The 14833-nt window shown below is 72.1% G+C and carries 14 protein-coding genes; 10 read left to right on the forward strand and 4 right to left on the reverse strand.

Going from position 1 to position 14833, the window contains the following annotated elements:
- Positions 1-46 precede the first annotated feature (46 nt).
- The 4 genes from AB0H93_RS12155 to AB0H93_RS12170 are packed head-to-tail and all read left to right on the forward strand — an operon-like array spanning position 47 to position 4544.
- Positions 47-1174 (forward strand): extracellular solute-binding protein, encoded by a 1128-nt coding sequence (locus AB0H93_RS12155; RefSeq protein ID WP_358571401.1) that lies wholly within the window; start codon positions 47-49, stop codon positions 1172-1174.
- Positions 1171-2556 carry an AMP-binding protein gene (locus tag AB0H93_RS12160; protein ID WP_358571403.1) on the forward strand — a complete coding sequence of 462 codons (1386 nt, stop codon included), beginning with the start codon at positions 1171-1173 and terminating at the stop codon, positions 2554-2556. The genes AB0H93_RS12155 and AB0H93_RS12160 overlap by 4 nt, the downstream gene beginning before the upstream one ends.
- 30 nt (positions 2557-2586) lie before the next feature.
- A complete protein-coding gene (locus tag AB0H93_RS12165) occupies positions 2587-3765 on the forward strand; it encodes a CoA transferase (protein WP_358571405.1) in 1179 nt (392 codons plus the stop codon).
- Positions 3762-4544: an enoyl-CoA hydratase/isomerase family protein gene (locus tag AB0H93_RS12170; RefSeq protein ID WP_358571407.1), complete on the forward strand. Its 783-nt coding sequence runs from the start codon at positions 3762-3764 to the stop codon at positions 4542-4544. The genes AB0H93_RS12165 and AB0H93_RS12170 overlap by 4 nt, the downstream gene beginning before the upstream one ends.
- 80 nt (positions 4545-4624) lie before the next feature.
- Here the strand turns inward: AB0H93_RS12170 and AB0H93_RS12175 are convergent, their stop codons facing one another.
- Positions 4625-5758, reverse strand: coding sequence for a M20/M25/M40 family metallo-hydrolase (locus tag AB0H93_RS12175; protein WP_358571409.1), 1134 nt, complete (start codon positions 5756-5758; stop codon positions 4625-4627).
- A 140-nt stretch (positions 5759-5898) separates the two neighbouring features.
- Here AB0H93_RS12175 and AB0H93_RS12180 point away from each other — a divergent pair, with 140 nt between their 5' ends.
- The 5 genes from AB0H93_RS12180 to AB0H93_RS12200 are packed head-to-tail and all read left to right on the forward strand — an operon-like array spanning position 5899 to position 11477.
- On the forward strand, positions 5899-6684 hold the full coding sequence (locus tag AB0H93_RS12180) for a hypothetical protein (RefSeq protein ID WP_358571411.1): 786 nt from the start codon (positions 5899-5901) through the stop codon (positions 6682-6684).
- Positions 6681-7355, forward strand: coding sequence for an SIS domain-containing protein (locus tag AB0H93_RS12185; RefSeq protein ID WP_132480858.1), 675 nt, complete (start codon positions 6681-6683; stop codon positions 7353-7355). The genes AB0H93_RS12180 and AB0H93_RS12185 overlap by 4 nt, the downstream gene beginning before the upstream one ends.
- Positions 7352-8470, forward strand: a complete 1119-nt coding sequence (gene menC, locus AB0H93_RS12190; protein WP_358571413.1) for an o-succinylbenzoate synthase — start codon at positions 7352-7354, stop codon at positions 8468-8470. The genes AB0H93_RS12185 and menC overlap by 4 nt, the downstream gene beginning before the upstream one ends.
- The gene (locus AB0H93_RS12195) at positions 8467-9900 is read left to right on the forward strand and encodes a Na+/H+ antiporter NhaC family protein (RefSeq protein ID WP_358571415.1); all 1434 of its coding nucleotides are present in this window, start codon (positions 8467-8469) and stop codon (positions 9898-9900) included. The genes menC and AB0H93_RS12195 overlap by 4 nt, the downstream gene beginning before the upstream one ends.
- A 14-nt stretch (positions 9901-9914) precedes the next feature.
- On the forward strand, positions 9915-11477 hold the full coding sequence (locus AB0H93_RS12200) for a D-aminoacylase (RefSeq protein ID WP_358571417.1): 1563 nt from the start codon (positions 9915-9917) through the stop codon (positions 11475-11477).
- Here AB0H93_RS12200 and AB0H93_RS12205 read toward each other — a convergent pair whose 3' ends face one another.
- The 3 genes from AB0H93_RS12205 to AB0H93_RS12215 all read right to left on the reverse strand — a co-directional run bounded on the left by AB0H93_RS12205 (position 11478) and on the right by AB0H93_RS12215 (position 14262).
- Positions 11478-12287, reverse strand: a complete 810-nt coding sequence (locus AB0H93_RS12205) for an SAM-dependent methyltransferase (RefSeq protein ID WP_358571419.1) — start codon at positions 12285-12287, stop codon at positions 11478-11480.
- Between the two features lie 94 nt (positions 12288-12381).
- On the reverse strand, positions 12382-13593 hold the full coding sequence (locus AB0H93_RS12210) for a multidrug effflux MFS transporter (protein WP_358571421.1): 1212 nt from the start codon (positions 13591-13593) through the stop codon (positions 12382-12384).
- Between the two features lie 384 nt (positions 13594-13977).
- Entirely contained in the window at positions 13978-14262 is a 285-nt protein-coding gene (locus tag AB0H93_RS12215; RefSeq protein WP_358571423.1) for a WhiB family transcriptional regulator, read from the reverse strand.
- A 223-nt stretch (positions 14263-14485) separates the two neighbouring features.
- Between AB0H93_RS12215 and AB0H93_RS12220 the strand changes: the two genes are divergently transcribed.
- A complete protein-coding gene (locus AB0H93_RS12220) occupies positions 14486-14764 on the forward strand; it encodes a metal-sensitive transcriptional regulator (RefSeq protein WP_358571425.1) in 279 nt (92 codons plus the stop codon).
- Positions 14765-14833 lie beyond the last annotated feature (69 nt).

The following is a 14833-nucleotide window of genomic DNA, read 5'->3' on the forward strand; positions in this document are numbered from 1 at the left end:
TGAGGAGATCGGGACGATGAGGTCCTCGAACCGAGGAGGCCGCTCGATGACGGTGTTGCACGGCATGGCGTGGGGCCACCAGCGCGGCGTCGGCTGCCTGCGGGAGGTTTCGGCCGCGTACGAGCGGCGGCATCCCGGGGTGCGGATCAGCTGGGACTCGCGGTCTCTGCGGGAGTTCGAGGACGTGCCGATCGTCGAGCTGGCCGCCCGGTACGACCTGATCGCGATGGACCACCCGTACGTCGGTCAGGCGCACGCCAATGCCGCCTTGGTGCCGCTGGAAGAACTGCTTCCGGAGTCGTTCCTGGCGCAGCAGCGGGAGAACAGCACCGGTCCGAGCTTCGCGAGCTACGCCTGGGCGGGCAGCCAGTGGGCGGTGGCGATGGACGCCGCGGCCCAGGTTTCGGCCTACCGCCCGGAAGTGCTCGACGCGGTGCCGACGTCCTGGGAGGACGTGACGGCCTGCCTGCAGGAGCTGCCCCGGCACCGGGCGGTGCTGCCCGCGAACCCGACGCACCTGCTCTGCGGCCTGCTGACGCTGTGCTCGCAGATCGGGGGGAGCGGCTGGCTGGACCGGGCCGGGCTCGACCCGGAGGTGGCGGTGCCCGCGGCCGAGCGGCTGCTGGGCCTGCTGGCGCTGGTCGACGCGCGGTCGCTGGACCTCGACCCGATCGAGGCGCTGACCGCGATGTCCGCCGGCGACGTGGCCTACTCGCCGATGGTGTTCGGCTACGTGAACTACGCGCGAGACCACGTGGTCCGCTTCGCCGACATCCCGTCGCCGGACGGTGCGCCGGCCGGATCGCTGCTCGGCGGCGTCGGCCTGGCGATCTCGGCGAAGTGCGCGGAACCCGTTGCGGCGGCGCGGTTCCTGTCGCACGTCGTCAGCCCGGAGTGCCAGCGCGGCGAGTACGCGGCGGCCGGCGGCCAGCCGGGCAACCGGGCGGCATGGACCGATCCGGCGGTGGACGCGGCGTCGGGCGGGTTCTACTCCGCGACGCTGCGGACGCTGGACCGGGCCTTCGTGCGGCCCCGGCACATCGCCTACCCGGTGGTGCACCGCCGGGCGGCCGAGGAGATCCACCCGCTGGTCCGGCGTGGGACGACGGCCGGGGAGATCGTGCGCCGTTTCAACGAGGTCTGCGCGGCCACGTACGCGGAGCTGGAGCCGTGACGACGCTCGCCGAGCTGGTCGCCGCCGCGCACCGGACCTTCGCCGCGTGCCCTGCCGTCGGCGCGCTGACCTTCGGCGACCTGGGCGCGCAGGCCCGGGCCGCGGCGACGGCGTTGCGGCGGCTCGGCCTGCGGCCGGGCGACCGGGTGCTGATCGCGCTGGACAACCGGCCGGAGGTGCTCGCGCTGGAACACGCGCTGTGGCTGGGCGGATTCGTGCGCGTCGCGGTGAGCACCCGGTTGCACCCGGCCGAGATCGCCGCGATCGCCGAAGACTGCGCTGCCGCCGCGATCGTGACCGAGCTCGACGTGCCGGGGCACCGGGTGATCGCGCCGGGCGCGGAGCTGTTCGCCGGCCCGGCCGACGACTTCGAGCCGCGCCGCGACCCGGACGAGCTCGCCGCGCTGATGTACACCTCGGGCAGCACGGGACGCCCCAAGGGCGCGCGAGTGACCAGCGGGGCGTGGGTCGCGATGGTGGAGGCGATGTGGCAGGAGCTGCCGACGATCGGGCCGGACGACGTCGTGCTGCACGTCGCGCCGATGAGCCACTTCAGCGGCTCCGTGGGCTCCGCCTACACCCTGGCGGGCGCGGCGGCGGTGCCGCTGACCAGGTTCGACGCGGTCGGGCCGGTCGAGGTCATCGAGCGGCACCGGGTGACCGCCGTGACGCTCGTGCCGACCATGCTCGAACGGCTCGCCGAGGTCGTCGACCGGCCGACGAGCCTGCGCGCCGTCGTCTACGGCGCGGCCCCGATCTCGGTCCCGGCGATGCGCCGCGCGCAGCAGGCGCTTGGGACGGTGCTGTACCAGTTCTACGGGCTGAGCGAAGCGCTCGCGCCGCTGACCGTGCTCTCCGCGGCCGACCACGCCACCGGTGACCCGCAGGTGCTCTCCTCCATCGGACGGCCGGTGGACTCGGTCGAACTGTCCATCGTGGATGGTGAGATCGCCGTTCGCGGGCCGCAGATCATGCCCGGCTACTGGGGCGGCGAGCCGCTGCGGGACGGCTGGTTCCGCACCGGCGACCTCGGCCACCTCGACGCCGCCGGACGCGTCCACCTGGCCGGGCGGCGCAGCGAGCTGATCGTGACCGGCGGCTTCAACGTCCACCCGGCGGAGGTCGAGCAGGCCATCGCCGCGCTGGACGGCGTCGCCGAGGTCGCCGTGCTCGGCGTGCCGGACGCCCGCTGGGGCGAGGCCGTTTCCGCCGCCGTCGTCCGCAGGCCGGGCAGCGAAGTGTCCGAAGAGGACGTTCGGCGGGCCTGTGCGAGTCGGCTCGCCGGGTACAAGAAACCCCGGCGCGTCGTGTTCCTGCCCGAGCTGCCGCAGACCAGCACCGGCAAGCCCGACCGCAAGCGGCTCCGCGCCGCCTTCAGCTGACCCCGAAACCGAAAGGCAGGTGCGAAAGTCATGCCGGAGCAGGCATTGCAGGGGATCCGCGTCCTCGACTTCACCCAGATGATGCTCGGTCCTTACGGCACCCAGCTGCTGGCCGACCTCGGCGCCGACGTCATCAAGGTCGAGCGGCTCGACGGCGAATGGGAGCGCGGCCTGCACATGCAGGGCGAGCTCGTCGGCGGCGACTCGGCGGCGTTCCTGGCGATGAACCGCAACAAGCGGTCGGTGGCGGTGGACCTGCGCTCCGATGCGGTGCGCGACGCGCTGCTGGAGATCGGCGGGACCTGCGACGTGGTGGTGGAGAACTTCCGGCCCGGCGTGCTGGCCCGCCGGGGCCTCGGCTTCGAGGACTTCCGCCGGGTGAAGCCGGACATCATCTACTGCTCCGGCTCCGGCTGGGGCCAGGACACCCGCTACGCCAGGGAGAACCGGCCCGGCCAGGACCTGCTGATCCAGTCGATGTCCGGGCTCGCGGCCAACGGCGGCCGGGCGGGCGACCCGCCGACCCCGGCCGGCACCGCGATCGTGGACGCGGCCACCGCGCTGAACCTGGCCAACGGCATCCTCGCCGCCCTGGTGGCCCGGCTGCGCCACGGCGTCGGCCAGCGCGTCGAGGTGGACCTGTACTCGACGGCGATCTCCTTGCAGTGCCAGGAGATCTCGTCGATGGTCAACCAGGGCGCGGAGTTCGAGCGCTCGACCGAAGGCGTCGGCCAGGCGTGGCTGGATGCGCCGTTCGGGATCTACCGCACCGCGGACGGCTGGCTGGCCGTGGCGATGGCGCCGCTGGACGTGGTCGGCCCGCTGTCCGGCGCGCCGCAGGTCGCGGAGCTGGACGCGTGGGCGGACCGCGACGAGGTGAAGCGGATCCTGGAAGCCCGCACCGCGCAGCGGCCCACGCAGGACTGGCTGGACGCGCTGCTGCCCGCGGGCGTGTGGTGCGCGCGGGTGCGCAGCACGAAGGAAGCGGTGGACGAGCTGCGGGCGGACGGCTCGGACCTGATCGTGCGCACCCGGCACGCGAAGGCCGGGGACATCGAGCTGATCGGCTGCCCGATCCGGCTGTCCGAGACGCCGTGGCAGCTGCGCTACGCGCCGCCGGCGGTGGGGGAGCACACCAGCGACGTCCTCGGCGAGGTGCTCAGCGCCGAGCAGATCGAGCGGCTGCGCGCGGACGGAGCCGTGGCATGAAGGTGCACGAGAACCTGGTGGAAACGCGGCAGGACGGCGTCGCCGTGCTGCGCATCGACCGGGAAAGCGCGCTCGGCGCGCTGTCGCGCGGCATGGTCGAGGCGCTGGGGGAGTACCTCGTGCGCCTGCGCTCGGACGACGAGGTGCGGGTGCTGGTGCTCACCGGCACCGGGCGCGGGTTCATCGCCGGGGCGGACATCAACGAGTACTCCGGCGTCGGCCGCACCGCCTTCGACGACTACCAGAAGCTCTCGCGCGGCGTGTTCGACCAGCTCGCCGCGCTGCCGCAGCCGACGATCGCGGCGGTCAACGGCTACGCGCTCGGTGGCGGCTTCGAGGTGGCGCTGTGCTGCGACTTCATCGTCGCTTCCACCGCGGCCCGGTTCGGGTTGCCGGAGGTGTCGCTCGGCCTGCTGCCCGGTGGTGGCGGCACGGTGCGGCTGGCCCGGGCGGTCGGGGCGCGCGTCACGAAGGAACTCGTGCTCACCGGTCGACGGATGAAGCCTGACGAGGCGCAACGCCTCGGATTGCTCACGGGGTTGGTGGAGCCGGACGAGCTGGTCCCGCGCGCGGTCGAGCTCGCCACGACGATCGCCGGGCAGGCGCCGCTGGCGGTGCGGGAGGGCAAGCGGCTGGTCGACGACGGGCTGGAGACCGGGTTGGCCGCCGCGCTGACCCGCGAGCAGCAGGTGTTGTCCTGGCTCTACACCACCGATGACGCACGGGAAGGCGTAGCGGCGTTCCTGGAGAAGCGATCGGCGGTGTTCCGCGGCCACTGACCTCGAACTGCGAAACGACCACCTGGCGGGGCACGACCCTCGTGGGGTGCCAGTTTCAATTGAAACTGGCACCCCACGAGTCACAGGTGGGTGAGGAGTGATGCCACGAGGGCCGCTCGTTCGGGTAGGGAGGCCGCGACGATCTGCTCGTCCGGGGCGTGGGCGCCGCGGCCGACCGGGCCGAGGCCGTCGAGGCTGGGAACGCCGAGGGATCCCGTCAGGTTGGTGTCCGCCGCTCCCGAGGCCGGGCGGCCCGCGGCCTCCTGCCCGACCGCTCGTGCCGCGCGGGCCAGCGTTTCGGCGAGTTCGCCGGGCCCCGGATCCGTCCACACCGGACGGCTGGTGAGGATGTCCGCGGCGACGGTGGTGCCGGGGCGGATCGGGCTCAGGTCGCGCAGGGCCGCCAGCACGGCGCGTTCGGTCGAGGTGTCGGTGAAGCGCATGCCGATCTCGCACCACGCCTCTCCCGGGACCACGTTGGTCCGGCCGCCGCCGGCGATGGTGCCGACGTTGCACAGCATGTCCGGGTGCGCCGCCGCGATCCGGCGCACGGCCAGCAACTGGTCGATCAGCTCCTCGATCGCCGACGCGCCGTCCTCCGGCGCCAGCGCCGCGTGCGATTCCCGGCCGGTCACGCTGATGCGCGCGCGGGTGCTGCCCCAGCGGGCGGTCTTCACCGCGCCATCCGGGTGCGGCGGCTCGAAGCCGAGCGCCGCCACCGCGTTCGCGCAGTGCTCGGCGATCAGTTCGCGGGCCGATGGCGACCCGACCTCCTCGTCGGCCACCACGATCATCGTGATCGGCCGGTGGTCTGCCCGGGCGATCATCTCCACGGCGGTTTCGAAGACGACGAGCCCGCCCTTCATGTCGTAGACGCCCGGCCCGTGGATCCGGCCGTCGCGCTCCAGCCACGGCACCGCCCCGTCGAGCGTGCCGGCCGGCCACACCGTGTCGTGGTGGCCCAGGCACAGGATCGGCCGCTCGCCCTGCCTGCCGCCGGTGCCGGGGAAGTGCGCGAGCAGGTTCGCGCCGGTGGCGTGCGCGCGTCGTTCGGTGCGGGCGCCGAGCTCGGCGTAGCGCTGCTCCAGGAGGTCGAGCAGGGCGTCGAGCGCGGGCGCCTGCCCGCTCGGCGTCTCCAGCCGGACGTAGCGGTGCAGCCGGTCGCGCATCCGCGCGGCGTCGGCGGGCCGGGCATCGATCAACGCATCAGTCACGGATACGGAACGTATAACCCGAACTCCGGCGAGGCAACCCTGTTGACAAAACGGATTTAGCGGCTCATGTTGTCCGGGTTACGTTTCATATGTTCGGTTGCAGCGGGTGTTCATCCCGATGCGGCGGGCGAGGAGGAGTCGTGGGGCGCGGACCGGAATCGGCTGTCCTGGCCGGCGACTTCGTCGTGCAGAACCTGGACACCGCCGAGCTGCAGCGGCAGGCCGCCGCGCTGTACCGGCGCGTCTTCGGTTACCAGAATCCCGACGTCGGGCTGAGCCCGCCGCTGTTGACCGGGCTGCTGCGCAACGGCGGCTCCGCCGTCGGCGCCGTCGCCGCCGACGGCACCTTGCTCGGCTTCGCCTACGGGATGCGAGGCGGTGACGGAGAAGGCATGTACCACTACTCGCAGGCAGCGGTCGTCGCGCCGGAGAGCCAGGGCCTCGGGCTGGGCCGCCGGCTGAAGCTGGCGCAGGCGGCCGTCGCGCGCGACACCGGCATGCGCTTCATGCGCTGGTCCTACGACCCGCTGATCTCCCGCAACGCGCACTTCAACCTGGACGTCCTCGGCGCGCTCGGCCGCTGGTACGTCGACGACTTCTACCTGCACGAGCGCTCGGACCGGGTGGTCGTCGAGTGGGATCTCGAACGGCCGCCCACCCCGGCCGCGGCGACCGGCCCGAACCCGTCCGCCACCCGCGCCGACTGGGGCCGCCGGCAGCAGCGGGGCGCGCACGGCTGGCTCGCGCTGCCGACCGATCCGACGCTGCTGGACCCGGCCGAGGACGCCGAGGTGCGTGCCGCGGTGCGCGCGGGTTTCCACGAGTTCCTGGCACGGGGGCTCGTCGCCCGGTCCTGCCGCCAGGTCTCGGCGGAGACCTCGGTTTACTGGTTCGCCCCACCGACCGACGATCGGAGCCGAACGTGACCGCCCGCAACGCCAACCGCGACCTCGCCAGCCCCCGCCAGCGCTTCGACGCGCGGGTGCAGCGCCGCTCGGCGGCCGTCCTGCAACAGCGCGTCGTCGAGCAGGAGATCCGGTCGCTGGACGCGGCGATGGCGTCGATCGGCCACGACGGATCGGTGGAGCGGGCCGCCGCGCTGGTGGTCGGCGCCCGCCGCCGGTTCATCCTGGGCGCGGGCAAGTCCTTCGGCTACGCGTGCCTGCTGGCCGCCGACCTGGGCGCGTCGCTGTCGAACGTGACCACCATCGACGGCCGGATCGTGCAGGCCATCGACGTGCTGACCGAGGTGCGCTCCAGCGACGTGCTGGTCGTCTTCTCGCTGCGCCGCTACCGCCGCGAAAGCGTCGAGGTGGCCCGCCAGTTCGCCGCCGCCGGCGGTGCGCTGGTGGTGGTCACCGACGCCGAGGACGCGCCGCTGTCCGCCGTTGCCGACGCGGTGATCGTCGTGCCCACCGAGAGCGCGTCCTATTCGGACTCGCCGACCGCCGTCGCCGCCGTCGCGCACGTGCTGGCCACCCTGACCACCGCGAGCGCCAAGGGCGCCCAGCGCCGCCTCGGCGAGCGGGACCGCTTCTCCCGTTCCCTGGGCATCTACCTGGACGAGGCCGACAACCCCGAATCGGAGAACCCGTGAAGATCGACAGCGCGACGCTGCACCGCGTTCGGCTTCCGCTGAAGCACAGCTTCCAGACCAGCTCGCACCGCAAGGACCACCTGGAGCACGTCCTGGTGCGGCTCACCGACGAGACCGGCGCGGTGGGCTGGGGCGAGATCGCCTCCCCGTCCGACCCGTTCTACGCGCCCGACACCGTCGAGACCAGCTGGCTGATCGCCACCGAATACCTGCTGCCCGCCATCCTCGGCCGCGAGGTCGAACACCCGGCCCGGCTCGGCGAGCTCTACGGCAAGGTGCGCGGGCACCGCTTCGCCGCCGCAGGCGTCGACGCCGCCGGATGGGCGCTGTGGAGCCGGTTGCGGGGCGTGCCGCTCGCGAAAGCGCTTGGCGGCGAACGGGAAACCGTGGTGGCCGGGGTGTCGCTGGGCATCGAGCGCACCATCGACGAGCTGCTCGAACAGGTGCAGCGGCAGGTCGACGCCGGGTATCCGCGGGTGAAGCTGAAGATCGCGCCGGGCTGGGACGTCGAACCGGTGAAGCAGGTCCGCGCCGCGTTCCCGGCGCTGAACCTGCACGTCGACGCCAACGGCGCCTACCTCGACATCCCGGAACACCGGGCGCTGCTGCGCGAGCTGGACAACTTCGAGCTCGCCATGATCGAGCAGCCGTTCGCGCCGCGCGCGCTGCTGCCGTCCGCGCAGCTGCAGGAGAGCATCGAAACCCCCGTCTGCCTTGACGAATCCGTCGACACCCTGGACGATCTGCGCACCGCGATCGCACTGCGGGCCGGGCGCATCCTCAACATCAAGGCGTCCCGGATGGGCGGGCTGACCACTGCGGTCGCCGCGCACGACCTGGCCCGCGACGCGGGCTGGCCGGTGTGGTGCGGCGGGATGCACGAGTTCGGCATCGGCCGCATCGCCAACGTCGCGCTGTCCAGCCTGCCCGGTTTCACGCTGCCATCGGACGTTTCGGCGTCCGACAAGTACTACGCCCGCGACGTGGTGTTCCCGCCGCTGGTCGCGCAGCACGGGGCCGTCGCCGTGCCCACCACCCCGGGGCTCGGCGTCGAGGTCGACGAGGACTTCATCGCCCAGCACAGCCACCAGACCCACAGAAAGCAGTCCTCATGAGCAATGTGGACAGTGCCGACGCCTCGCCGGGCGCGGCCGCCCCCGCCGGACGGTCCCGCGCCCGGTCCCTGACCATCACCTGCAGTGCCATCGCCGGACTCGTGCTGTCCGCGGCCGTCGGACCGTTCGCGCAGGCACCGACGCTGTGGGGGCTGGTGCCGATCGTGCTCTACGCGGTGCTCGCGCTCATCGGCATGGACATCATCGTGGCGACCGTCGTGGCGGTGATCTCCGCGCTGCTGATCATGCTGCCGACGCCCGCCGCGGTCGGCGAGCTGCTCGGCGAATCGCTCGGCGAGCAGGTCACCGTGATCGGCCTGGTGATCATGCTCGGCGCCGGGGTCGGCGAGATCCTGCGCGCCACCGGCATCGCGGCGACCATCGTGCGCGGCGTGATGCGCGTGGTCGGCGACCGCAGCCGCACCGCCGCGACGCTCGGCGTGATGATCTCCTGCCTCATCCTCGTCGCCAGCCTCGGCACCCTCGCCGGTGCGCTGGCCATCGCCGCTCCGCTGCTGCTGCCGATCGTCGCCCGGCTCGGCTTCACCCGCTCCGCGACCGCCTCGATGATGTTCATCGGCGGCTGCGCGGGCCTCGCGCTCGCGCCGTTCGCCGGTTCCAACGTCGCCATCATGAGCGCGGCCGAGGTCGGCTACCTGCAGTACCTGCTGTACGGGGCGGGGCCGCTGGCGGTGCTGTCGCTGGTCGCCGGGTTGCTGATCGTGCCGTGGATGCAGCGGCGCACCGAGGGCACCGGCGACGAGTACGACGCGGCCGATCTCGGCGCCACCGACGAGAAGCCGATGCGCGGCAGCGGCCGTGCGACCGCGGCGTTCGGCATCGTCCTGGTCGCCAGCGTCGCGTACGCGATCGTCTCGGGCGCGGGCACCACGTTCCCGCTGCTCGCGCTGCCGGTGCTGGGCATCGTGGCCGGGCTGGCCGGCGGGCTCGGGCCGGTGGAGATCGCCACCCAGATGTACCGGGGCGCGGCGCGGCTGGTGAACGTGTTCCTGCTGTTCTGGCTGCTGGCGGTGCTGTTCGCCGCGATCGACGAGCTGCAGCCGTTCCAGGTCGTCCTCGACACCTACGGCGCCGACCTGCAGGGCCTGCCGCCGTTCGTGTTCGCGCTGGTGATCGCCGCGCTCGGCTGGGTCGGCGTGCCCGGTGCCACCGCGGCGCAGGTGGTGTTGCTGGACAAGGTCTTCGGCGAGCTCGCGGCCAGCGTCGGGGTCACCACCGGCGCCTGGGTCGTGGTGCTGCTGTTCGCGTCCAAGGCGGACACCTACGGGCCGTTCCCCAACGCCAACATGGTCAGCGCGATGAGCCTGGCGCGTTCCACCAACCTGAAGAACACGCTGCTGACCGGTTTCGCGCTGCTCGTGCCGTGCTGCCTGATGTACGCCGCGATCCTGTACTTCGAAACCAGCTGACCGGGAGAGGCTCCATGTTCGACATCGTGATCAACGGCGGCGACGTCGTCGACGGGACCGGCGCGCCGCGACGGCGCGGCAACGTGGGCGTCGTCGGCGACCGGATCGCCGAGGTCAGCACCGCGAAGCTGGCCGGGAAGCGGGAGATCGACGCCACCGGGCAGGTCGTCGCGCCGGGCTTCATCGACCTGCACTCGCACGCCGACTACACCCTCGAAGGACATCCCGGCGCCGCCACGCAGATCCACCAGGGCGTCACGACGCTGATCACCGGCAACTGCGGGCACTCGCCCTTCCCGTTCACCGATCCGGACCTGATCCGCCGGGCGAGCATCATCGACGACCGCGCGCTGAGCTGGAACTGGCGCGACGCGGCCGGTTTCCGCGAGATCGTCGACGGCGCCGCCCTGAACGTCGGACTCCAGGTCGGGCACAACGCGGTGCGCCTCGCGGTGCTCGGCGACGTCGACCGCGCGCCGGACGAAGACGAGCTGGCGCGGATGTGCGCGCTGGTGAAAACCGCCGCGCAGCAAGGAGTCGTGGGCTTCTCCACCGGCCTGATCTACGCGCCGGGGGTGTTCGCCGACGCCGCCGAGGTGCGCGCGCTGGTCGCCGCGGCGGCATCGGCCGGCCTGCTGTACTCGACGCACATGCGAAACGAGGCGGCGACGTTGCTCGACGCGGTGCGCGAAGCGATCGAGGCCGCGGAGCTTTCCGGTGCGCGGCTGGAGATCTCGCACCTCAAGGCGATGGGGCCGGAGAACCACGGCAAGGTCGTCGAAGCCCTCGCGCTCATCGACGCGGCACGCGAGCGGGGAGTGGACGTCGCCGCCGACGTCTACCCGTACACCGCCTCCAGCACCTCGCTGGTGTCCCGGCTGTCGGCGTGGGCGGTCGACGGCGGCAAGGACGCGCTCCTGGCGCGGCTCGCCGACGCCGCCGTCCGCGAGCGCATCGCCGCCGAGCTGCGCGCGAGGTTCGGCCGCGACATCGATCCGGAAGGCGTGATCATCGCCGACCTGCCGATCGGCGCGGAAAGCCCGCACATGGGGTTGTCGATCGCGGAGATCGGCCGCCGAGCGGGTACCGATCCCGCCGAGGCGGCGCTGCGGGTGCTGGAGGAGCACGCGGCGAACGTGGCGATCGTGAACCACGCGATGAGCGAGGCGGATGTCGAAACGGTGCTCCGGCACCCGTGGGTGTCGGTGGCCAGCGACGGCTGGACCCTGTCCGAGCAGGGCGAGGGCCGCCCGCACCCGCGCAGCTTCGGCACGTACGCGCGGGTGCTCGGGCGCTACGTGCGCGAGCGCGGGGTGCTGCCCATCGAGGAAGCGGTGCGGAAGATGACCGCCCTGCCCGCCTCCCGCGCCCGGCTGGCCGACCGGGGCGTGCTGGCGGCGGGCAAGGCCGCCGACATCGCCGTGTTCGATCCCGGCGCGATCATCGACAACTCGACCTTCGAGCAGCCGTGGCAACTGGCGACGGGCTGCTCGGCGGTGCTGGTCAACGGCGTGCCGGCGCTGCTCGACGGCGGCGCCACCGGCCGTCGCGGCGGAGCGGTGCTGGCGCCGGCGTGATCAGGGCTTGCGGCCGACCCCGGCGAGGCCGGTGAAGCGCTCCGGGTGTTCGTCGACGTCCGCCTTGGCCGCCGGGCGCCACAGCGGCAGCGGCACCACGCCCGGCTCCAGCAGCTCGAAGCCCTCGAAGAACGCCTTGACGTCGGACTTGTGACGCATGGTCATCGGGGTCGCCGTGCGCTGGCGGTAGAGGTCGGCGTGGGACGACGCCACGTCGGGCCGGCCCTCGGGGGCTGCGTGCGAGAGGACCAGGAAGCTGCCGGGCGCGAGAGCGTCCCGGTAGCTGGCGACGATCTCGTACGGCCGGGCCTCGTCGCCGACGAAGTGCAGCACCGCGACCATCATCAGCGCCACCGGCTGGCTGAGGTCGAGCAGGTCGGCGACCTCGGGGGAGTCGAGCACCGCGCCCGGGTCGCGCAGGTCCGCGCGGATGATCGAGGCGTTCGGGTTGTCCCGCAGCAGGTTCTTGCTGTAGGCCACCGCGACCGGATCGGTGTCCACGTAGACCACGCGGGCGCCCGGCGCCGCCTGCTGGGCGACCTCGTGCACGTTGCCGACCGTCGGGATGCCCGAGCCGAGGTCGAGGAACTGGCGGATGCCCTGCTCGGCGCAGTGCTGCACGGCCCGCCGCAGGAAGGCGCGGTTGGCCTGCATGATCAGCGGCAGCTCCGGCCACATCCGGATGGCCTCCTCGGCCATCTGGCGGTCGATCGCGAAGTTGTGGTTGCCGCCGAGGTAGTAGTCGTAGACCCGGGCCGCGTTGGGCTTCTCGAGATCGATGCTCTCCGGCTCGGTCGGCGTCTGCGGCATCCGGTCCTCCTCACGGCTGGGTGACGCCACCCGCCACCCAGCCGTGATGCTAACCCCGCCCGTTATGTCCTGTCTCCAAGGCCGGCCGCGGAGATCACGCCGCGGCTCCGGCGCGCCGGTCGAGCTTGACCACGACGCCGAGGGCCACCAGGGCGACCGCCGCGCCGCCGGTCATGGTGATCGCCATCGCCGGGCCGTCGTTGCCGAGGACGCCGACCAGCGGCGCGATCAGCGCGCCGAGGCCGAACTGCCCGGCGCCGAGCAGCGCGGCGGCGGTCCCGGCGGCCTCGCCGTGCCGGGACAGCGCGAGCGCCGGGGCGTTCGGCAGCACGAAGCCCATCGCCCCCAGCACCAGCCACAGCGGCACGATGAACCCGTACAGCCCGCCGGTCCCGGTGGTGGTCAGCGCCGTCAGCACCAGGCCGGCGACGGTCGCGGCCACCAGCGCGCCGGTGACGATCTGCTTCGGCGTGTACCGGTTCAGCAGCACGACGTTGAACTGGGACGCCCCGATGAGCGCCACCGCGCCGATGCCGAAGACCAGCCCGAACGCCTGCTGGTTGAGGCCGAACTGCTCCTGCAGCACGAACGACGAGCCGGAGATGTAGGAGAACAGCGCCGACATCGCCAGCGCCGCCACGATCGCCAGCAGCACGAAGTCGCGGTCGGTGAGCAGCGTCCGGTAGGTGCGCAGCACCGGCCGGAACTCCGCGACCTGGCGGCGCTCCGGCGGCAGCGTCTCCTTCAGCGCGAAGATGGCGACGACCAGCAGGCCCGCGCCGATGATCGCCAGCGCGCCGAACACGCCGCGCCACGACCCGGCCAGCAGGATGGCGCCGCCCAGCGTCGGCGCGAGGATCGGCGCGACACCCATCACCAGCATCAGGCGGGACATCGCGGTGGCCGCTGTGCGACCGGTGAACAGGTCGCGCACCACGGCCAGCGCGACGACCATGGTGGCCGCCGCGCCGACGCCCTGGAGCGCGCGCAGGACGCCCAGGACCGCCACGTTCGGCGCGAAGAGGCAGGACACCGACGCCGCGATGTGCACGGCCGTGCCCGCGATCAGCGGGATCCGCCGACCGACGATGTCGGAGAACGGCCCGATCAGCAGCTGGCCGAAGCCGAGCCCGAGCAGCGTGCCGGTGAGGGTGAGCTGCACGGTGGACGCGGAGGCCTGCAGGTCGTTGCCGATCGCCGGCAGCGCCGGCAGGTACATGTCGATGGTCAGGGGGCCGAGGGCGATGAGCGCCCCCAGCACGAGGATCACCCGGAATCGTTCGAGTCCGGTCGGCTCTTCGGTCACCGGGCGCGCACGGTGTGCCTCCGGTGGGCTCTGCACCGCAACGTTGTCCATCATTGCCTTTCGAATTCACCGCGGAAGATTTCAGGGAATCTGACGCGGGCTTCAGCGATCACGTCGATCCGTTTGTTCCCGCTGTCGCGACGAATTCGCTGTGATGCGGGCTACATCGGTCGTGGTCGTCCTGGAATTCGTTGGCTGGTGCCGGATTTCGACCGATTTATGTTAGGGTCGCTAAATATCCATTGTGGACCTAAATGCAGATTTGGGAAAATGTCAAATGAATTTCCAGGGGCGAAACGGTGCCGAAACACCGGGTCGATCCGGCGGCGATTTCGCGCGAAATCGGCGAGGGGGGACCGCTGATTTCGCGCGAAATCGCCCTCGCTAGGCGGCTCTGCTGCTCGCGATGAGGTCCCGCCGCTCGCGTTCGCCCAAGCCGCCCCAGATCCCGTAGGGCTCGCGGGCCTTCAGCGCATGGGCCCGGCACTGCCGCATGACCGGGCAACCCTCGCAGATGCGCTTCGCCCGCCGTTCGCGGTTCTCGCGGGCGCTGCCGCGTTCGTTCTCCGGATGGAAGAACCTGCTCGCCTTGACGTCGCGGCAGGCGGCCTGGAGCTGCCAGTGCCAGGCTTCGCTGACCGGTTTGGGCAACCGAGCTGTTGCGGCCACTGCTACCACCTCCGGTGATCTCGCTTTCGCCGGCACTCAGTCGCCCTACCCAGGTCGGCGTCCCGGCACACGTGCCGCCGGGAAGATCGAGCGGGATTCACTTGATCGTTCGCGTACCCGGCCAACAGGTCGGATGTGCACAGTGGACGGTCCTGTCGAGCCGTCCGCCCTGCTACCGGTCGGGGGTACTCTCTAGTCCGGACCGGCGGCGATGGGAGCGGAGATGCACGGATACACCGGGGACAAGGACAACTACCTGAAGCGCTTGGCGCGCATCGAGGGGCAGGTCCGCGGCTTGGCCCGGATGATCGAGGAGGACAAGTACTGCATCGACATCCTGACGCAGATCTCCGCGGCCACCAAGGGCCTGCAGGCGGTGTCGCTGCGGCTGCTGGACGAGCACCTCAAGCACTGCGTCGCCGAGGCGCTGTCCGAGGGCGGGAAGAACGCCGACGAGAAGGTGCGCGAGGCGAGCGCCGCGATGTCTGGTTCCGGGAGGTGACGGCCGGTGTCGGGGTCGCGGCCATCGATCTCACGGACCCGCCGGTCAAAATCGGCCTGCGCGGACAGC

The sequence above is a fragment of the Saccharopolyspora sp. NPDC050642 genome (assembly GCF_040654735.1).
In the GTDB taxonomy this organism is placed as follows: Bacteria; Actinomycetota; Actinomycetes; order Mycobacteriales; family Pseudonocardiaceae; genus Saccharopolyspora; species Saccharopolyspora elongata.